This window comes from Streptomyces sp. NPDC029296 (assembly GCF_055569255.1).
Map to the genome: position 1 here is coordinate 1 of NZ_JBVHXT010000049.1, position 20,381 is coordinate 20,381.

Sequence of the window (20,381 nt, forward strand, 5' to 3'; positions counted from 1 at the left end):
GGTTACATACCGAACCCGGAAGCTAAGCCTCACAGCGCCGATGGTACTGCAGGGGGGACCCTGTGGGAGAGTAGGACACCGCCGAACAATTTTTGATAAAGGTCGGATCCTGAACTTCGGTTCGGGGTCCGGCCTTTTTCTGTTTCGCGTAACGTGTCGTTCACGTTCCGAGCGGAGCATCCCAGACATGGGAACTGCAGCGATGCTCAGGGCCGCCGGCGTCGGAGCCGGTGACGAGGTCGTCGTACCGGCCTTCGGGAACGTCGAGGTCGCCCAGGCCGTGGCCTTGGCCGGCGCGCTCCCGGTGTTCGCCGACATAGACCCGGTGACCTACTGCCTCGCCCCGGACGCGGTCGAGGCGGCCGTAACCCCCCGTACCGCCGCGGTCGTTGTCGTCCACCGCTTCGGACGGCGCGCCGACATCCGGCGGTTGCACGCGCTCGGGCGGCGGCACGGACTGCTGGTCCTGGAGCAGGGCGAGTCCGAGGCGCCGTACGACGAGATAGCCCAGCGCCGGCAGCGGGCCGCCTACCTCGACGCCAAACTCAAGGGCGTGCGGACGCCGGACGGCGGGGACGGGCACACCTATCAGCAATACGTCGTGCGGGTGCCCGGGAACGGCCGGCCGGACCGGGACGCGTTCGCGCGTGCCCTGCGGGCCAGGGGAGTCGAGTGCCGGGTACCGGTGAAGACGCCCGTGCACCGACTGCCGGAGTTCCGGCGGTGCGTGGCGCTGCCGGAGACCGAGCTGGCCGCCGACGAGACCCTCGCGCTGCCCGTGGACGCCACGCTCACCAAGCGCGACATGCAGCGGACGGCCGCCGCCTGCAACGCCCTCGGTGGGCTGCTTCAGCCCGCCTTCTGACCAGGCCCGAACGAATTTGGGAACTGCGGCCGGTTCGGGGTACAGTTTCTCTGTCGCCGCGAGGGAAACCTCGAAAACGACAGGCCCCTATAGCTCAGTCGGCAGAGCGTCTCCATGGTAAGGAGAAGGTCAACGGTTCGATTCCGTTTGGGGGCTCCGTCAAAAAAGGCCCCACCCTTCCGGGTGGGGCCTTTTTCGTGCTTCCTCACACCTCCATGTGAAGGCCCGGAACGCGCATCGCCAGAATCGCCATGTCGTCGGACGGGGCGTCCGACGCGAAACGCTCGACCGCGCGCATGATGCGCGCCGCGACCGCACCCGCCGTCAGACCCGTACAGGTGGTGAGGACATCGGCGAGGCCGTCGTCGCCCAGCATGCGCGTGCCCTCGCGGCGTTCGGTGACGCCGTCCGTGACGCACAGCAGCACGTCCCCCGGGTCCAGGGTGACCGTCTCCTCGTACAGCTCCAGATCCTCGATGACGCCCAGCAGCGGCTGCGGTTCGGCCGCGGCCGTCACCGTGCCGTCCTGACGCAGGCGCAGCGGCAGCGGATGGCCGGCGCACACCACCTTCAGCTCCGCGCTGCCGTCGTCCTGCGTGCGCAACTCCCCGTAGAGGAGGGTCAGGAAGCGGCTGCGGTCGCCCTCGTCGAGGATCGCGGAGTTCAGGCGCTCCAGGACGGCCGGGCCGGGCAGACCCTCGCGGGCCAGCAGGCGCAGGGCGTGCCGGGCCAGCCCGGTGACCGCCGCCGCGTTGGGACCCGTACCGCAGACGTCGCCGATGGCGAAGCCGTACGCGCCGTTGCCGATGGGGAAGACGTCGTAGAAGTCGCCGCCGACCTCGTTGCCCTCGCCCGCCGCGCGGTAGATGACCTCGACCTCGACGCCGTCGATCTGCGGCAGGCCCGGCGGGAGCAGACTGCGCTGGAGGGACTGGCTGATGGCCGTGCGCTCCGAGTACAGGCGGGCGTTGTCCAGGGCCAGGGCGGCCCGGCGGCTCAGATCCTCGGCGAGCTCCAGGATCTCCTGGCGGAAGTGTTCGTCGGTGGGCTTGCCGAGGGTCAGCATGCCGATGACGCGGTTGCGGGCGACGAGCGGCAGGACCACGGTCTCGCCACCGACCGCGGACGCCGTCGCGAGCGTCGGCCCGATGCCGGAGGCGATCCGGTGCGTGGGCCCGCCGGCCAGGCCCAGGCTGCGCATGGAACTGCGCAGGGCCGCCTGGTGGGCGACCTCGCCCGGGGCCGTCCAGACCCGGGCGCCGGGCGTCGGGACCGGATCCGGCGGCGGGATCTTCGACAGCAACGACTTGATGCCGTCAATGAGTTCCTCGTCCTCGTGTAGGACGTACGAGAGATACGGCTCGGACGCCTGGTCGGCGATCGTGTACACCGCGCACCAGGTGGCCAGGGTCGGGACCGTCATCTGGGCCATGAGGGCCAGCGTCTGGTCCCGGTCCAGGGTGCCGGCCAGCAGGTCGGAGGCCTCGACGAGGAAGCTCAACGAGCCGCGGCGCAGCCGTTCCAGCTCGCCGAGGCGGGCCGACTCGACGGCCAGGGCGATCCGGTCGGCGGCGAACTGCAGGCGCAGCGCCTCCTCGTTGGTGTACCGGCCGGATGCCTCGGCCGCGACACCGAGGGAGCCGGTGAGGCGGCCCTCGACCTTCAGCGGGACGGTGACGACCGAGCGCATGCCGGTGCCGGCGAGCAGGGGCACCGCCCCGGGAACGGCGGCCAGGTCGTCGTGGACGGCGGGCATGCGGGCGGAGCCGTAGCGGCCCGGGCCCGCCTCGACCGGTACGCGGGCGAAGCGCTGGCGGGCGGAGGGCAGTCCGGTGGAGGCGCGGACCTCCAGCTCCGTCTCGTCGTCGGTGGCCAGCAGCAGGAACGCGGAGTCGCCGTCGAGCATGTCGCGGGCGCGTTCCACGGTGCGCTGGAGCAGTCCGTCGAGGTCGTCCGGCGCGGGGGAGCCGATGAAGACCTCGAAGGGGTCGGTGCTCTGCCCGTCGGAGGACGCGGCCTGGTCGCCGGCCGGGACGCGGGGCGGCGTCTGCAGGACGGCGCGCTCGTGGTCGCGCACCAGCAGGCAGACGGTCGAGGGCTCGCCGCCGGTGTCGCGGACCCGCAGGTGGGAGGCGTACACCTGTGCCACGCGGCCGTCGGCGCGGCGGATGCCGTAGGTGCCCTCCCAGCGGGAGAGCCGGAGTGCCTCGGCGATGCCGGTGCCGGTGCCCGGGGTGTGCGGCCAGGCGGCCAGGTCGGTGAGGGGCTTGCCGATGACGTCGGGGGCCGGATAGCCGAACAGTTCCTCCGCGTCCTCGTTCCAGGCGCTGATGCCGCCCTTGCGGTCGATCTGGAGGACGGCGACGCGGACCCGGCCGTCGGCCAGCGGCAGCAGGTCGACGGGCAGGACCGGCCCGGCGGCGCGGGTGCCGACCGGGCGTTCGGGCAGGTCGAGCTGGAACCAGACGTTCTTGTGGGTGGGGGTGTAGTCGACGCCCCAGCGGGTGGCGAGGGCCGCGCAGAGCTGGAGCCCGCGGCCGCCCTCGCGGTCCGGGCTGCTCATGGAGACGGCGGAGCCCTGGAGGGGGACCTCGCGCTCGGGGTAGCGGTCGGAGACCTCGACGCGCACGCCGTCCTCGGTGCGCAGGCACAACACGTCCGCGTGGGTGCCCGCGTGGACGACGGCGTTGGTCACCAGTTCGCTGGTGAGGACGACCGCGTCGTCGACGATGTCGGCGAATCCCCAGCCCTGGAGGGTGTCGCGGACGAAGGAACGGGCGGTCGCGACCGATCGCCCGACGGGCTCGAAACTGGCAGCCGCTCGCGCGGTGATCACAGAACTCCTCGACCGTTCGTCGGCATGCGGGGCTGTCTCGCCGGCCGGTTCGAGCCGTTGCCGGGGCATCGGCTCGTCCGTCGGCTGTGGTTCCGGGGGCTGCCCCCCGGGGATCAGTCCGGTGGTCATGATGTCCGGCCGCCCCTCCGATGCCCGCTCGTACTCGTGCCACCGCCCAGACCGGTCGGACCGGAGCGGCTGGACAGCCGGATGCAAGGTTACTTACCTTCACGGTCCGAGCGGATGCCGGTCTTCGGTGTTTACGCCCCCAGGGTGTGCGGACGATGTGCGAAGCTGCCGAACTGTTATGGCCGGGTTCGGCCGGGGTGAAACACTGGGCAAGCTTGTGACGAAGGTCGGGCCGGGCCGCGTGCGCCGGGCACACGGCGGGCAGCAGCCCCTGGTGTGGCCGGATCCCGTCCGGCGGACATACGCAGAAGTAACCGGTTCGTGGAAGCGACCGGTATGCCGGTGACCGGCACGCCGGGGCCGAAGCGGCCGAGCACAGCAGTAACGGTCTACCCCTCCGGGAGGGACACAGTGGAGTCTGGCGCGGCGACGCGAGGCACGAAGACGCGCGCGAAAGGCGGACCGTCCCTGGGCAGGAGCGGCGGCACCACGACCGTGGACACGGCCGCCCTGAACCGGCTGCTGGCGGCCCTCGTGTCGATGCGGGACGGCAACTTCCGCAAGCGGCTGACGGTCTCCGGGGACGGCGTGATGTCGGAGATCGCGGCCGTCTTCAACGAGGTGGCCGACCGGAACCTGCATCTGACCGGTGAGCTGGCGCGGGTGCGGCGCATGGTGGGGCGTGAGGGAAAACTCACGGAACGGCTGGAGACGGCGGCCTGCGAGGGTTCCTGGGCCGCCGCGATCGAGCACTCCAACGCGCTGGTGGACGACCTGGTCTGGCCCGTCTCGGAGGTCGGCCGGGTGCTCACGGCGGTCGCCGAGGGCGACCTGTCGCCGCGCATGGAGCTGCGGACGCAGGCGCCGGACGGCGGTACGGGGCATCCGCTGCGCGGGGAGTTCCTGAAGGTCGGCCGTACCGTCAACAACCTGGTGGACCAGTTGTCGACGTTCACGGACGAGGTCACGCGCGTGGCCAGCGAGGTCGGCACCGAGGGCAAGCTGGGCGGGCAGGCCCGGGTGCGCGGGATGTCGGGTTCGTGGAAGGACCTGACCGAGTCCGTCAACACGATGGCGGACCGGTTGACCGCCCAGGTGCGGGACATCGCCCTGGTGACGACGGCGGTCGCCAAGGGTGATCTGTCGCGCAAGGTGACCGTGCACGTGGCCGGCGAGATGCTGGAGCTGAAGAACACCGTCAACACGATGGTGGACCAGCTGTCGGCGTTCTCCTCCGAGGTCACGCGGGTGGCGCGGGAGGTGGGCACCGAGGGCATCCTGGGCGGCCGGGCGCAGGTGCCCGGGGTGGCCGGGGTGTGGAAGGAGCTGACCGACTCCGTCAACACGATGGCGGGCAACCTGACGGCGCAGGTCCGGGGTATCTCGCAGGTGACGACGGCCGTGGCCAGCGGTGACCTGTCGCAGAAGGTGACCGTTCCGGCGCGCGGCGAGGTGGCGCGGCTGGCCCGGACGATCAACCAGATGACCGAGACGCTGCGGATCTTCGCGGACGAGGTCACCCGGGTGGCGAACGAGGTCGGCGCGGAGGGGCGGCTCGGCGGGCAGGCGAACGTGCCGGGCGCGGCCGGTACGTGGAAGGACCTGACGGACTCCGTCAACACGGTGTTCCGGAACCTGACGACGCAGGTGCGGGACATCGCGACGGTGACGACGGCCGTGGCCAACGGTGACCTGTCGCAGAAGGTCACCGTGGACGTGGCCGGCGAGATGCTGGAGCTGAAGAACACCGTCAACGGCATGGTGGACCAGCTGTCGTCGTTCGGTGCCGAGGTGACGCGGGTCGCGCGGGAGGTCGGTGTCGAGGGCGAGCTGGGCGGCCAGGCGCAGGTGCCGGGCGCGGCCGGTACGTGGAAGGACCTGACGGACTCCGTCAACACCGCGTTCCGCAACCTCACCGGTCAGGTGCGCAACATCGCGCAGGTGACGACGGCGGTGGCGAACGGTGATCTGTCGCAGAAGGTGACCGTGGACGTCTCGGGCGAGATGCTCCAGCTGAAGAACACCGTGAACACCATGGTGGACCAGCTGTCGAGCTTCGCCGACCAGGTCACGCGGATGGCCCGGGACGTGGGCACGGAGGGCCGCCTCGGCGGTCAGGCCCAGGTGGACGGCGTCTCGGGCACGTGGAAGGAGCTGACGGACTCCGTCAACTTCATGGCCGGCAACCTGACGTCGCAGGTGCGGCAGATCGCGCAGGTGACGACGGCCGTGGCGCGCGGTGACCTGTCGCAGAAGATCGATGTCGACGCGCGGGGCGAGATCCTCGAGCTGAAGAACACGATCAACACGATGGTCGATCAGCTGTCCGCCTTCGCCGACCAGGTGACCCGGGTGGCGCGGGACGTGGGTACGGAGGGCCGCCTCGGCGGTCAGGCGCAGGTGCCCGGGGTCGCGGGTGTGTGGCGGGACCTGACTGACTCCGTGAACGGCATGGCGGGCAACCTGACGGCCCAGGTGCGCAACATCGCGCAGGTCGCCACCGCCGTGGCGCGCGGTGACCTCTCCCAGAAGATCACCGTGGACGCGCGCGGGGAGATCCTGGAGCTCAAGAACACGCTGAACACGATGGTGGACCAGCTGTCGTCGTTCGCGGACCAGGTCACGCGGGTGGCCCGGGAGGTGGGTACGGAGGGCATCCTCGGCGGCCAGGCCGAGGTGCAGGGGGTCTCCGGTACCTGGAAGGACCTCACGCAGTCCGTGAACTTCATGGCGAACAACCTGACGATCCAGGTGCGCAACATCGCCGAGGTCACGACGGCGGTCGCGAAGGGCGATCTGTCGAAGAAGATCACCGTGGACGCGAAGGGCGAGATCCTCGAACTCGTCACGACGGTCAACACGATGGTCGACCAGCTGTCCAGTTTCGCCGAGCAGGTGACCCGGGTGGCCCGTGAGGTGGGCACCGAGGGCATCCTGGGCGGCCAGGCGCACGTGCCGGGTGTCACGGGCATCTGGAAGGACCTCAGCAACAACGTCAACCTGATGGCCAACAACCTGACCATGCAGGTGCGCAACATCTCGCAGGTGGCCGCGGCCGTCGCCAACGGTGATCTGACGCGGCAGGTGACGATCGAGGCGCGCGGCGAGGTGGCGCAGCTCGCAGACACCATCAACACGATGGTGAAGACGCTGAGTTCGTTCGCCGACCAGGTCACCAAGGTGGCCCGTGAGGTGGGCACGGACGGCATCCTGGGCGGTCAGGCGCATGTGCCGGGAGTCGCCGGCACCTGGAAGGACCTCACCGAGTCGGTGAACCAGATGGCGTCCAACCTGACCGGTCAGGTGCGCAACATCGCCATGGTGACCACGGCCATCGCCAAGGGCGACTTGACGAAGAAGATCGACATCGACGCCCGCGGCGAGATCCTGGAACTGAAGACGACGATCAACACGATGGTCGATCAGCTGTCCAGTTTCGCCGAGGAGGTCACGCGGGTGGCCCGCGAGGTGGGCACGGAGGGGCAGCTGGGCGGCCAGGCACGCGTGCGTGACGTGGACGGCACCTGGCGCGACCTCACCGAGTCCGTGAACGAGATGGCCGAGAACCTGACCCGGCAGGTGCGGGCCATCGCGCGCGTGGCGACCGCGGTGACCCGGGGCGACCTGAACCTGAAGATCGACGTGGACGCGGCCGGCGAGATCCAGGAGTTGCAGGACTACATCAACAAGATGATCGCCAACCTGCGCGACACCACGATCGCCAACAAGGAGCAGGACTGGCTCAAGGGCAACCTGGCCCGTATCTCCTCCCTCATGCAGGGCCGCCGGGACCTGGAGGACGTGGCCTCGCTGATCATGAGCGAGCTGACGCCGGTGGTGTCCGCGCAGCACGGCGCGTTCTTCCTGGCGATGCCGCTGATGGAGGGCAAGGGCGTCGGCAACGGCGAGGACGACTACGAGCTGCGGATGCTGGGCTCGTACGGCTATTCGATGGGGTCCATGCCGACATCGTTCCGGCCCGGTGAGGCGCTGATCGGCACGGCCGCCCAGGAGAAGCGCACGATCCTGGTGGACCGGGCGCCCAGCGGCTACCTGAAGATCTCCTCCGGGCTCGGCGAGGCCCCGCCCGCGCAGGTCATCGTGTTGCCGGTGCTGTTCGAGGGCAAGGTGCTCGGCGTGATCGAGCTGGCGTCGTTCACGCCGTTCACGCAGATCCAGCGGGACTTCCTCAACCAGATCGCCGAGATGATCGCGACCAGCGTCAACACCATCTCGGTCAACACCAAGACCGAGAAGCTGCTCAAGCAGTCGCAGGAGCTGACCGAGCAGCTGCGGGAGCGGTCGGCGGAGCTGGAGAACCGGCAGAAGGCGCTGCAGGCGTCCAACGCCGAACTGGAGGAGAAGGCCGAGCTGCTGGCCCGGCAGAACCGGGACATCGAGGTGAAGAACACCGAGATCGAGGAGGCCCGGCAGGTCCTGGAGGAGCGCGCCGAGCAGCTCGCGGTGTCGATGCGGTACAAGAGCGAGTTCCTCGCCAACATGTCGCACGAGCTGCGCACCCCGCTCAACTCGCTGCTGATCCTGGCGAAGCTGCTCGCGGACAACGCCGAGGGCAATCTCTCGCCGAAGCAGGTGGAGTTCGCGGAGACCATCCACGGCGCGGGTTCCGACCTGCTCCAGCTGATCAACGACATCCTGGACCTGTCGAAGGTCGAGGCGGGCAAGATGGACGTCTCGCCGACCCGGATCGCGCTCGTCCAGCTCGTGGACTACGTGGAGGCGACCTTCCGGCCGCTGACCGCCGAGAAGGGCCTGGACCTGTCCGTGCGGGTCTCCCCGGAGCTGCCGGCCACCCTGCACACCGACGAGCAGCGGTTGTTGCAGGTGCTGCGCAATCTGCTGTCCAACGCGGTGAAGTTCACCGACTCCGGTTCGGTGGAGCTGGTGATCCGGCCGGCCGGCGCGGACGTGCCGGACTCGATCCGCGAGCAGTTGCTGGAGGCGGGTTCGCTGACCGATCCGGACGGTGAGCTGATCGCGTTCTCGGTGACCGACACCGGCATCGGCATCGCGGCCGGCAAGATGCGGGTGATCTTCGAGGCGTTCAAGCAGGCGGACGGCACCACCAGCCGCAAGTACGGCGGCACCGGCCTCGGGCTGTCCATCTCGCGGGAGATCGCGCAGCTGCTCGGCGGGGAGATCCACGCGCAGAGCGAGCCGGGGCGCGGCTCGACGTTCACGCTCTACCTGCCGCTGCACATGAGTGAACTGCCGCCGCAGGGCTACCAGCAGTCGGCACCCGCGCTGGAGGCCGGCGACCTGGTCGCCTCCGAGGCGCACCTCTCCTCGGAGCTGTCCGCGGCGGAGATCGAGACGCCGGCCGAGGTGAAGTCGTACCAGGAGACGCAGAACGGTCCGGCCGCTCTCTTCCGGCGCCGGCGGCGCGCCCTGCCCCGGGAGACGCAGCGGGCCGAGCAGTGGACGGCCGTGCCGGAGCAGGAGCAGGCGGCGCAGCCCGTGGTGCGGTTCGGCGGCGAGAAGGTGCTGATCGTCGACGACGACATCCGCAACGTGTTCGCGCTCACCAGCGTCCTGGAGCAGCACGGGCTGTCGGTGCTGTACGCGGAGAACGGCCGCGAGGGCATCGAGGTGCTGGAGCAGCACGACGACGTGGCGGTGGTGCTGATGGACATCATGATGCCCGAGATGGACGGGTACGCGACGACCACGGCGATCCGCAGGATGCCGCAGTTCGCGGGCCTGCCGATCATCGCGCTCACCGCGAAGGCGATGAAGGGCGACCGGGAGAAGGCGCTCCAGTCGGGTGCCTCCGACTATGTCACCAAGCCGGTCGACCCCGATCACCTGCTGTCGGTGATGAGCCAGTGGATGCGGCCGGAGTGACCCCGGCCGGGCGGCATGGCCGGGTGCGCCGGGGGAACCCGCGGCGCGCGGGAGTCGCTGCATTATGAAGGCCGGTGACGCGCGGGAATCCCGGATTCCGGGAACCATCCGGGATCCCGCCGCGTTTCCGGTACGTGCGCGGTGACATCGCGGTGACAGGGTGTGGCGACAGGCGGGGTGCGGCTACGATGACCGGCACAAGGACGGGCGGCGAAAGGGAGTCGTCCCCTGGGGCGGCGCCCGGTGTACCGCCGGGGCGAGGAGGGCGGGCCATGGTGCAGAAGGCCAAGATCCTCCTGGTCGATGACCGGCCGGAGAATCTGCTGGCGCTGGAGGCGATCCTCTCGGCGCTCGATCAGACGCTGGTGCGGGCATCGTCCGGGGAGGAAGCGCTCAAGGCACTGCTCACGGACGATTTCGCGGTCATCCTGCTGGATGTCCAGATGCCGGGCATGGATGGTTTCGAGACGGCCGCGCACATCAAGCGGCGGGAGCGGACGCGGGACATCCCGATCATCTTCCTGACGGCCATCAACCACGGTCCGCACCACACCTTCCGGGGCTATGCGGCGGGCGCGGTGGACTACATCTCCAAGCCGTTCGACCCGTGGGTGCTGCGCGCCAAGGTCTCGGTGTTCGTCGATCTGTACATGAAGAACTGCCAGCTGAGGGAGCAGGCGGCGCTGCTGCGGCTCCAGTTGGAGGGCGGCGGCAGGGGCGGGGTGGCCGGCAAGGAGTCGGCCGGGCTGCTCGCCGAGCTGTCCGCGCGGCTCGCGGCCGTCGAGGAGCAGGCGGAGGCGCTGTCCAAGCAGCTCGACGACGACTCCGCGGACGCGGCGGCGGTGGCCACGGCGGCGCATCTGGAGCGCAAACTCACCGGGTTGCGCCGTGCCCTGGACGCGCTGGAGCCGGGCACGGGCGGCAGCGGTGCCTCGGTGCCCTCGCAGAACTGATTCGGCCTGTTCCGGGGTTGCGCATGAGTGCGCGTCAGTTTCGCGCCCCGGCAGGCACGACACGAACGGGTGAAGCTGTGGGCACACGTGTCCGCTGTCGTCTCCACCGGTAACCTCACACCCATGGCCTCACGTCCCTCCGCAGCCAAGAAGCAGCCCGCCAAGAAGGCGGCGGCTCCCGCGAAGGTTCCGGCGAAGAAGGCCGTCGCGAAGAAGGCCCCGGCCAAGAAGGCGCCCGCCAGGAAGGCCGTGGTCAGGAAGCCCGCGCCGCCGAAGCCGGCGCCCAGTCCCACGGGGGGCGTCTACCGGGTCCTGCGCGCCCTCTGGCTGGGACTCGCGCACGCCGTCGGCGCCGTCTTCCGCGGCATAGGGCAGGGCGCGAAGAACCTCGACCCGGCCCACCGCAAGGACGGCGTCGCGCTGCTGCTGCTCGGCATCGCGCTGATCGTCGCCGCGGGCACCTGGGCGGACCTGCGCGGGCCCGTCGGCGATCTGGTCGAGATGCTGGTCACCGGCGCCTTCGGCCGGCTCGACCTGCTGGTGCCGATACTGCTCGCGGTGATCGCCGTACGGTTCATCCGGCACCCGGAGAAGCCGGAGGCCAACGGACGGATCGTGATCGGCCTGTCCGCGCTCGTCGTCGGCGTCCTCGGCCAGGTCCACATCGCCTGCGGCTCGCCCGCGCGCAGCGTCGGCATGCAGGGCATAAGGGACGCCGGCGGCCTCATCGGCTGGGCGGCGGCCACCCCGCTGACGTACGCCATGACCGAGGTGCTCGCCGTCCCCCTGCTGGTGCTGCTCACGATCTTCGGTCTGCTGGTGGTGACCGCCACCCCGGTCAACGCCATCCCGCATCGGCTGCGGCGGCTCGGCGTGACGCTGGGCGTGCTGCACGACCACGAGGCGGACCGGTTCGCCGCCGAGGAGGCCGGCTACGACGAGGAGTGGCGGGAGACGGCGCCCGCGCGCCCGCGCAGGCGCTCCGGCGCCCCTCGGGCGTACGGCCCGGAGGACGCCGAGGCCGCGGCCCTCGCCCAGCGCCGCGGGCGCCCGAGGCGCTCGGCCGTGCCCCAGCCGGACCCGCAGCGCCACCCGGACGCCGTGGACGTCGCCGCGGCGGCGGCCGCCGCGCTGGACGGTGCGGTGCTGCACGGCATGCCGCCCTCGCCGCTGGTCGCCGACCTCACCCAGGGGGTGGGCGCGGGCGAGACCGAGGAGACCGCCACGGTGCCGGCGCCGATGCCCGCCGCCCGGCCGAAGCAGGAGAAGGCCCGGCCCGCGGCCGTAGCCGACCTGACCAAGTCCGTACCCGACCTCACCAAGGCCGTTCCCGACCTGACCAAGAAGGCCCCCGAGGCGCCCCGCGACCTGCCCGCACGCGCGGAGCAGCTCCAGCTGTCCGGGGACATCACCTACGCGCTGCCCTCCCTGGACCTGCTGACCCGCGGCGGCCCCGGCAAGGCGCGCAGCGCCGCCAACGACGCGGTCGTCGCCTCGCTCACCCAGGTCTTCACCGAGTTCAAGGTCGACGCGGCCGTCACCGGCTTCACCCGCGGTCCGACGGTCACCCGCTACGAGGTGGAGCTGGGCCCGGCCGTGAAGGTCGAGCGGATCACCGCGCTGACCAAGAACATCGCCTACGCGGTGGCCAGCCCGGACGTGCGCATCATCAGCCCCATCCCGGGCAAGTCCGCGGTGGGCATCGAGATCCCGAACACCGACCGGGAGATGGTCAACCTCGGCGACGTGCTGCGCCTCGCGGAGTCCGCCGAGGACGACGACCCGATGCTGGTCGCCTTCGGCAAGGACGTCGAGGGCGGGTACGTCATGCACTCGCTGGCGAAGATGCCGCACATGCTGGTCGCCGGCGCCACGGGCTCCGGCAAGTCGTCCTGCATCAACTGCCTGATCACCTCGGTGATGATGCGGGCGACCCCGGAGGACGTCCGGATGATCCTGGTCGACCCCAAGCGCGTCGAGCTGACCGCCTACGAGGGCATCCCGCACCTGATCACGCCGATCATCACCAACCCCAAGCGGGCCGCCGAGGCGCTGCAGTGGGTGGTGCGCGAGATGGACCTCAGGTATGACGACCTGGCCGCCTACGGCTACCGGCACATCGACGACTTCAACCGCGCGGTGCGCGAGGGCAAGGTCGAGCCGCCGCCGGGCAGCGAGCGCGAGCTCCAGCCGTACCCGTACCTGCTGGTGATCGTGGACGAGCTGGCCGACCTGATGATGGTCGCCCCGCGTGATGTCGAGGACGCCATCGTGCGCATCACGCAGCTCGCGCGCGCGGCCGGCATCCACCTGGTGCTCGCCACCCAGCGCCCCTCGGTCGACGTGGTCACCGGCCTGATCAAGGCCAACGTCCCCTCCCGGCTGGCCTTCGCCACCTCGTCGCTGGCCGACTCGCGGGTCATCCTCGACCAGCCGGGCGCCGAGAAGCTGATCGGCAAGGGCGACGGCCTGTTCCTGCCGATGGGCGCGAACAAGCCGACCCGCATGCAGGGCGCGTTCGTGACCGAGGAGGAGGTCGCGGCCGTCGTCCGGCACTGCAAGGAGCAGATGACGCCCGTCTTCCGGGACGACGTCACCGTGGGCACCAAGCAGAAGAAGGAGATCGACGAGGACATCGGCGACGACCTCGACCTGCTGTGCCAGGCCGCCGAGCTGGTCGTCTCCACCCAGTTCGGGTCGACGTCCATGCTCCAGCGCAAGTTGCGCGTCGGCTTCGCCAAGGCCGGACGGCTGATGGACCTCATGGAGTCCCGCAACATCGTGGGCCCGAGCGAGGGCTCCAAGGCGCGGGACGTGCTGGTGAAGCCCGACGACCTGGACGGTGTGCTCGCGCTGATCCGGGGAGAGACCGAGGGGTGACACGCACGGCCGTTCGGCCCAGCCCGGTTGCGCCGGGTGGCCGAGCGGCCGTGACCCACCCGTTAGGGGGCATGGGGCAACCGTTTGGGTTTGTCGTACGTCCAGTTGAGCGAAAGGTCAGGTAAGGACCTCGCCCTGGGGTACCTGCTTGTCCGACCATCGGCATGTCGTGCCAATCCCTTGGCGTACAAAGTCATACCGTCCGGTTGCCCCACCCTTTCGTCACCCCCCTAGACTGAGCTTCCAGCACAGGTGGCTACACGCTCGAAAGGCGCCCCCGTGTCCATCGGCAACTCCCCTGAAGACGAGCGTCCGTTCCGAGACGAGTCCCAGGAAGCCCGACTCTCCGTGGGCCGCGTCCTCAAGCAGGCGCGGATCGCGGCCGGGCTGACCGTGGACGACGTCAGCACCGCCACTCGTGTCCGCATCGCCATCGTGCACGCCATCGAAGCGGACGACTTCGCCCCCTGCGGCGGCGACGTGTACGCCCGTGGACACATCCGCACGCTGGCCAGGGCCGTCCACCTCGACCCCGAACCGCTGATCGCCCAGTACGACGCCGAGCACGGCGGCCGTCCCGCGCCCACCCCCGCCGCTCCCCTGTTCGAGGCGGAACGGATCCGGCCCGAGCGGCGCGGCCCGAACTGGACGGCGGCGATGGTCGCCGCCATCGTCGTCGTGATCGGATTCGTCGGGTTCACCGCGATCAAGGGCGGCGACTCCGCCGGCGACTCCAAGTCCCAGATCGCCGCCGAGGGCAGCCCCTCCGGCACCGGCGAGAGCGCCACGGCCCCGCCGAAGAAGGACAGGCCGGCCGAGCCCACCGGTGAGCCCTCCGACAGCGCCATCGCCGCCGCGCCCCAGGACAAGGTCACCGTCCAGGTCAGCGCGCCCAACGGACGCAGCTGGATCTCCGCCAAGGACCACAACGGCCGCATGCTCTTCGACGGGCTGCTCAAGCAGGGCCAGTCCAAGACCTTCCAGGACAGCTCCAAGATCAACCTGATCCTCGGCGACGCGGGCGCGATCGAGCTGTACGTCAACGGCAAGAAGATCGAGGACACCTTCCGGCCCGGCGCGGTGGAGCGTCTCACCTACACCAAGGGCGACCCCGTGGCCGGCTGACGGGCCGCGCCCCCGCGGATGTGACGGAGTCGGCCGGCCCCCGCCAACCCCGTCGACGTGGGCTGTCGGTGAGACAAAGTAGTCTTGAGCACATGCCTGAACGCCGTACCGTCGCACTCGTCACTCTCGGCTGCGCTCGTAACGAGGTGGATTCCGAGGAGCTCGCAGGCCGTCTGGAGGCGGACGGCTGGCAGCTCGTGGACGACGCCGCGGACGCCGACGTCGCCGTGGTCAACACCTGTGGCTTCGTGGAGGCCGCGAAGAAGGACTCCGTCGACGCCCTGCTGGAGGCCAACGACCTCAAGGGCCACGGGAGAACCCAGGCCGTCGTGGCGGTGGGCTGCATGGCCGAGCGGTACGGCAAGGAACTGGCCGAGGCGCTCCCCGAGGCCGACGGCGTGCTCGGCTTCGACGACTACACCGACATCTCCGACCGCCTGCAGACCATCCTCTCCGGCGGCATCCACGCCTCCCACACCCCGCGCGACCGGCGCAAGCTGCTGCCGATCAGCCCGGCCGAGCGGCAGGAATCGGCCGCCTCGGTGGCCCTGCCCGGCCACGCCCCGGCCGACCTGCCGGAGGGCGTGGCGCCCGCCTCCGGCCCCCGTGCCCCGCTGCGCCGCCGTCTGGGCGGCTCCCCGGTCGCCTCGGTCAAGGTCGCCTCGGGCTGCGACCGGCGCTGCTCCTTCTGCGCCATCCCCTCCTTCCGCGGCTCCTTCATCTCCCGCCGCCCCAGCGACGTCCTGAACGAGACCCGCTGGCTGGCCGAGCAGGGCGTGAAGGAGATCATGCTGGTCTCCGAGAACAACACCTCCTACGGCAAGGACCTGGGCGACATCCGCCTGCTGGAGTCCCTGCTGCCGGAGCTGGCCGCGGTCGACGGCATCGAGCGGGTCCGGGTGAGCTACCTCCAGCCGGCCGAGATGCGCCCCGGGCTGATCGACGTCCTCACCTCCACGCCCAAGGTCGCCCCGTACTTCGACCTGTCCTTCCAGCACTCCGCGCCCGGCGTGCTGCGCGCCATGCGCCGCTTCGGCGACACCGACCGGTTCCTGGAGCTGCTGGACACCATTCGCGGCAAGGCCCCCGAGGCCGGCGTGCGCTCCAACTTCATCGTCGGCTTCCCCGGCGAGAGCGAGTCCGACCTGGCCGAGCTGGAGCGCTTCCTGACCGGCGCCCGGCTGGACGCCATCGGCGTCTTCGGCTACTCCGACGAGGAGGGCACGGAAGCGGCGACGTACGAGAACAAGCTGGACGAGGACGTCGTCGCCGAGCGCCTGGCCCACATCTCCCGGCTGGCCGAGGAACTGGTCTCGCAGCGCGCCGAGGAGCGCGTCGGCGAGACCGTGCGGGTGCTGGTGGAGTCCGTGGACGAGGAGGAGGGCGTCCACGGCCGTGCCGCGCACCAGGCGCCGGAGACGGACGGCCAGGTGCTGCTCACGAGGGGCGAGGGCCTGAGCGTCGGACGTATGGTCGAGGCGAAGGTGGTCGGCACGGAGGGTGTCGACCTGGTGGCCGAGCCGCTGGCCGGCTCGCCCGCGTGGAGTGAGGAGGCGGGCAGATGACCGGAGTCCCGGCATCCGCCGCGGGCGGCTCCTCCGGTGCGCACCGCGCCCGGGGGTCCGCTGCCGACGGCGCCCGGTCCGAGGTCTCCGGTTCTGTTTCTGGCCCCGCCGACGAGGGCGGCAGGCCCGCCCGCGGCGGCAAGATCACGGCCGCGGCCGTCAACCAGGCCAGTGTCTGGAACGTCGCCAATCTGCTGACCATGCTCCGGCTGCTCCTGGTGCCCGGCTTCGTGGCGCTCATGCTGGCGGACGGCGGCTATGACCCCGCCTGGCGCTCGCTGGCCTGGGCGGCGTTCGCCATCGCCATGATCACCGACCTGTTCGACGGTCATCTGGCGCGGACGTACAACCTGGTCACCGACTTCGGGAAGATCGCCGACCCCATCGCCGACAAGGCGATCATGGGGACGGCGCTTGTCTGTCTGTCAGCCCTGGGCGATCTGCCCTGGTGGGTGACGGCCGTGATCCTCGGCCGGGAACTCGGCATCACCCTGCTGCGTTTTCTGGTCATTCGCTACGGCGTGATCCCCGCCAGCCGCGGCGGCAAGCTGAAGACCCTCACCCAGGGCGTGGCCGTCGGCATGTACGTCCTGGCCCTGACGGGCTGGCTGGCCACCCTGCGGTTCTGGGTGATGGCCGCCGCGGTCGTCCTCACGGTCGTGACGGGCCTCGACTACGTAAGACAAGCCATTGTCCTGCGCCGGCGGGGAATCGCCGAGCGCGCGGCGGCGTTGGAGGAGAAGGAAGCGTGAGCTCCCGGGCCACCGAACTGGTGCGACTACTGACGGTGAGGGGCGAGACCCTCGCCGTCGCCGAGTCGCTGACCGGTGGCCTGGTGGCGGCGGAGATCACCGGGGTACCCGGGGCCTCCCGGGTGTTCCGGGGCTCGGTCACCGCCTACGCCACCGAGCTCAAGCACGAACTGCTCGGCGTCGACGGCACCCTGCTGGCCCAGCACGGTGCGGTGGATCCGCAGGTCGCGGGCGAGATGGCGGCCGGAGTCCGCAAGCTTCTCGGTGCCGACTGGGGCATCGCGACCACCGGAGTGGCCGGCCCCGATCCGCAGGACGGCAAGCCCGTCGGGACGGTTTTCGTGGCCGTGAGCGGACCTCTCGGCGACCGGTCCAGTTCTGCCGGTGGCGGAAAAGTCCAGGCGCTGCGGTTGAACGGCAGCCGTGCGGAAATTCGTATGGAGAGTGTACGGAGCGTACTCGCAGTGCTCCTGGAGCAGCTGGCGGGCGAACAGACTGGGAATGAGCGGGCACAGGATACGGAACGGAACGGGGGGTTTTGATGTTTGCAGCCCTGAGTGAACACGACATCGCTCCCCGCACGGCCGCGGCGCAAGGCGGTACGGTGGGGCGAGAAGGATGCGGCTACGCGGTCCGAGGAGGGAGCCACCGATGATTCTGCTCCGTCGCCTGCTGGGTGACGTGCTGCGTCGGCAGCGCCAACGCCAGGGCCGTACTCTGCGCGAAGTCTCCTCGTCCGCCCGAGTCTCACTCGGCTATCTCTCCGAGGTGGAGCGGGGGCAGAAGGAGGCTTCCTCCGAACTGCTCGCCGCCATCTGCGACGCGCTGGACGTACGGATGTCGGAACTGATGCGGGAAGTGAGCGACGAACTGGCGCTCGCCGAACTGGCCCAGTCCGCCCGGGCCACCGAGCCCGTGCCCACGCCGGTCCGCCCGATGCTGGGCTCCGTGTCGGTGACCGGTGTGCCACCGGAACGGGTGACCATCAAGGCGCCCGCGGACGTGGTCGCCGCGTGAGGTCCGCGCACGCGGCCTGACGACCCCGAACGAACGAAGCCCCGGCGGGGCTCGCCCAGGCATCCCTGGACGGCCCGGCCGGGGCTTCACGTTCATCGGCTGCGGTGTTCGCGGCGAGAGATCCCGTTTGCCGGGTTTGTGCGGTGCGGTCATCGTGAGAGGGACATGACGGCGCCGAAGCACCGGAGGAAACGGATGTACGTCGTGAAGAGCCCGTTGGCCGACGCGGACCTGAAGACCGTGGCCGAGGCGCTCCAGGGCGCCCTCGTGGACCTGCTGGACCTCTCGCTGACCGGCAAGCAGATCCACTGGAACATCGTCGGCCTCCGGTTCCGCTCCCTCCACCTCCAGCTGGACGAGGTCGTCGCCTCGGCCCGCGCCCACTCCGACACCGTCGCCGAGCGTGCCTCGGCGCTGGGCGTACCGCCCGACGGGCGTGCCGCCACGGTGGCCTCCGGCAGCGGCATCAAGACGGCCCCGGCGGGCTGGATCAAGGACACGGACGCCGTCTCGGCGATGGTGGACGCGCTGGGCTCGGTGATCACCCGGATGCGGGAACGGGTGACCGCGACCGAGGCGCCCGACCCCGTCTCGCAGGACCTCCTCATCGCGATCACCGCTGATCTGGAGAAGCACCACTGGATGTTCCAGGCGGAGAACGCGTAGCCGGAGCGGCCGGGCATTCCACGGTGTGGTCCGGTGATGCATCGGTGAGCCCGTGGTGCGCCTCCCGCGCCGGGCGGGCGCCGGTCTAGCGTCCGGCTGGAGGTGATGGCGGGCATGGCGGGACGCATAGTGCGCTGGGGGGCAGCGCTCGGGCTCGGGGCCCTGTGGTGGTGGGCCGTACTGCGGCTGACTCTGGGGCAGGGATCGGGCGTGCTGGAGGGGGCCGTCGTGGCCGGCGGCTGGGGGCTGAGCCTGCTGCCCGTGCACTGCGCGCCCAAGGCGCGCGCGGCCGGGGCCGTGCCGACGGGGTGCTGGGGGGCCGCCTGGCGGGCCGGGGACGTCACCAGGGCGTCGCGGCATCCCCGTTCGGGCGAAGCGTCCGGCCCGTCGTGAACCCCGGCACGTCCGAGGCCGGGTGCAACTCCGCGTGCGCGACGCCGTCCGGCTCGCCGGCCCGGTCCGGCGGTGTCCTCCGGATCTTCACGGGTCTCGGCGCGTACCCGGGTTGCGCGGTCGTGGTGGGTGGTCATGGGCGGGGCCGGGTCCAGTGCACCGCCGCGCCCGCCCCGGCGAGCGGTACGGCACGGGCCCGGCCGATGCCGCCGGCGGCTCCGGTGGCGAGGGCGGTGCGTCCGCTGGGGCCGTAGGGACGCGCGCAGGCCGTGACGGGGGCGGTGCGAGCAGGTCTGACGGGTCGTCATCCGGCGGGCCGTCAGGGGGTGCGAGGACGGCGGGGGTACTTCTCCCGCCAGCGCTGCGGGGAGCCGGGTGCCGGGGCGGGGCCCGGCTGGCAGGTGGGGCACCAGTAGGTGGGGCGGTCCTGGGAGCCGTCGCCCTGGTCGGCCACGCGGACGGAGGTGTGGCAGCGCAGGCAGGGCCGGGGCGCGCGGCCGTAGACGAACAGGTCGTGCCGGTGCACACCGGTGGTCTGCCGGACCGGACGGTCGCGGTTGGCCTCCAGGAGCCGCTGGGCCAGGGCGGGCAGCTTCTCGGCGCGGTCGGCGGGGAGCGCGCCGACGGGCAGCCACGGCGTCACGCCGAGCAGGAAGCACAGCTCGCTCTTGTAGATGTTGCCGATGCCCGCCAGGTTGCGCTGGTCCAGCAGGGCTTCGCCGAGCGGTCGGGCGGGGTCCGCCAGGAGATTGGCCAGGGCGCGCTCGGGGTCCCAGTCCGGGCCGAGCAGATCGGGGCCGAGGTGGCCGACGACCCGCTCCTCGTCTGCCGTGCGCAGCAGCTCCAGGACCTGGAGGCGGTAGCCGACGGCCGCGCGGTCGGCGGTGGACAGGACGGCGCGGATCTGGTGGCCCGGTCCGCCCCGCCAGCGCTCACCCTTGCCGTACACCTTCCACGCGCCTTCCATGCGCAGGTGGGTGTGCAGGGTCACGCCGCCCTCGAAGCGGGTCAGCAGGTGCTTGCCGCGCGGGATGGTGTTCAGCACCGTGCGGCCCGCCAGGTCGACCGTCGCGTACTTGGGCACGCGGAAGTCGCTGCGGGTCAGCGCCTTGCCCGCGAGGGCCTCGTGCAGCCGCCGCGCGGCCTGCCAGACCGTGTCACCTTCGGGCATGCCTCAAGCGTGCCACGTGGGCGTGCGGGCGTGCGGGGCGCTGTCGCGGCGGCGGGACACCTCGCCGGGCAGGGCGGGGGCGGGGACCGGCGCGCCGGGGGTTCGCGTGCGGGGCGGTGCCGGGCCGGTGCCGGGCAGGCGTCGCGCCGGCGAGGGGCCGGCGC

13 protein-coding genes, 1 tRNA gene and 1 rRNA gene are annotated in these 20,381 nt (G+C 71.1%); 13 read left to right on the top strand and 2 right to left on the bottom strand.

Annotated elements, in window-relative coordinates; all coding sequences use genetic code 11:
* The 3 genes from rrf to ACZ4W9_RS33570 form a co-directional block, all read left to right on the top strand.
* Positions 1–87, top strand: a 5S ribosomal RNA gene (gene rrf, locus ACZ4W9_RS33560); the annotation flags it as partial.
* Positions 88–202: 115 nt separating this feature from the next.
* Positions 203–865, top strand: coding sequence for a DegT/DnrJ/EryC1/StrS family aminotransferase (locus ACZ4W9_RS33565; RefSeq protein WP_467942226.1), 663 nt, complete (start codon positions 203–205; stop codon positions 863–865).
* Between the two features lie 83 nt (positions 866–948).
* Positions 949–1,021 (top strand) — tRNA-Thr (locus ACZ4W9_RS33570).
* Positions 1,022–1,070: 49 nt separating this feature from the next.
* Here the strand turns inward: ACZ4W9_RS33570 and ACZ4W9_RS33575 are convergent.
* Positions 1,071–3,830, bottom strand: a complete 2,760-nt coding sequence (locus ACZ4W9_RS33575; RefSeq protein ID WP_467942163.1) for a SpoIIE family protein phosphatase — start codon at positions 3,828–3,830, stop codon at positions 1,071–1,073.
* Between the two features lie 411 nt (positions 3,831–4,241).
* On the opposite strand from ACZ4W9_RS33575, the gene ACZ4W9_RS33580 reads away from it, so the two are divergent.
* From ACZ4W9_RS33580 to ACZ4W9_RS33625, 10 genes are all read left to right on the top strand, one after another.
* Positions 4,242–9,695, top strand: a complete 5,454-nt coding sequence (locus ACZ4W9_RS33580; RefSeq protein WP_467942165.1) for a HAMP domain-containing protein — start codon at positions 4,242–4,244, stop codon at positions 9,693–9,695.
* Between the two features lie 272 nt (positions 9,696–9,967).
* On the top strand, positions 9,968–10,648 hold the full coding sequence (locus ACZ4W9_RS33585) for a response regulator (RefSeq protein WP_467942166.1): 681 nt from the start codon (positions 9,968–9,970) through the stop codon (positions 10,646–10,648).
* A gap of 123 nt (positions 10,649–10,771) precedes the next feature.
* On the top strand, positions 10,772–13,528 hold the full coding sequence (locus tag ACZ4W9_RS33590) for a DNA translocase FtsK (RefSeq protein WP_467942167.1): 2,757 nt from the start codon (positions 10,772–10,774) through the stop codon (positions 13,526–13,528).
* Between the two features lie 279 nt (positions 13,529–13,807).
* Entirely contained in the window at positions 13,808–14,653 is an 846-nt protein-coding gene (locus ACZ4W9_RS33595; RefSeq protein WP_467942169.1) for a helix-turn-helix domain-containing protein, read from the top strand.
* A gap of 92 nt (positions 14,654–14,745) precedes the next feature.
* Positions 14,746–16,218 carry a 30S ribosomal protein S12 methylthiotransferase RimO gene (rimO, locus tag ACZ4W9_RS33600; protein ID WP_467942171.1) on the top strand — a complete coding sequence of 491 codons (1,473 nt, stop codon included), beginning with the start codon at positions 14,746–14,748 and terminating at the stop codon, positions 16,216–16,218.
* Positions 16,215–16,970, top strand: coding sequence for a CDP-diacylglycerol--glycerol-3-phosphate 3-phosphatidyltransferase (gene pgsA / locus ACZ4W9_RS33605; protein ID WP_467942172.1), 756 nt, complete (start codon positions 16,215–16,217; stop codon positions 16,968–16,970). The genes rimO and pgsA overlap by 4 nt, the downstream gene beginning before the upstream one ends.
* The gene (locus ACZ4W9_RS33610) at positions 16,967–17,512 is read left to right on the top strand and encodes a CinA family protein (protein ID WP_467942173.1); all 546 of its coding nucleotides are present in this window, start codon (positions 16,967–16,969) and stop codon (positions 17,510–17,512) included. The genes pgsA and ACZ4W9_RS33610 overlap by 4 nt, the downstream gene beginning before the upstream one ends.
* Positions 17,513–17,621: 109 nt before the next feature.
* Entirely contained in the window at positions 17,622–17,987 is a 366-nt protein-coding gene (locus tag ACZ4W9_RS33615; RefSeq protein ID WP_030608842.1) for a helix-turn-helix domain-containing protein, read from the top strand.
* A 195-nt stretch (positions 17,988–18,182) separates the two neighbouring features.
* Positions 18,183–18,653 carry a Dps family protein gene (locus tag ACZ4W9_RS33620; protein ID WP_467942175.1) on the top strand — a complete coding sequence of 157 codons (471 nt, stop codon included), beginning with the start codon at positions 18,183–18,185 and terminating at the stop codon, positions 18,651–18,653.
* A gap of 114 nt (positions 18,654–18,767) precedes the next feature.
* Entirely contained in the window at positions 18,768–19,046 is a 279-nt protein-coding gene (locus ACZ4W9_RS33625) for a hypothetical protein (RefSeq protein ID WP_467942176.1), read from the top strand.
* 319 nt (positions 19,047–19,365) lie between these two features.
* Here the strand turns inward: ACZ4W9_RS33625 and ACZ4W9_RS33630 are convergent, their stop codons facing one another.
* Positions 19,366–20,217, bottom strand: a complete 852-nt coding sequence (locus ACZ4W9_RS33630; protein ID WP_467942178.1) for an Fpg/Nei family DNA glycosylase — start codon at positions 20,215–20,217, stop codon at positions 19,366–19,368.
* Positions 20,218–20,381: the final 164 nt, after the last annotated feature.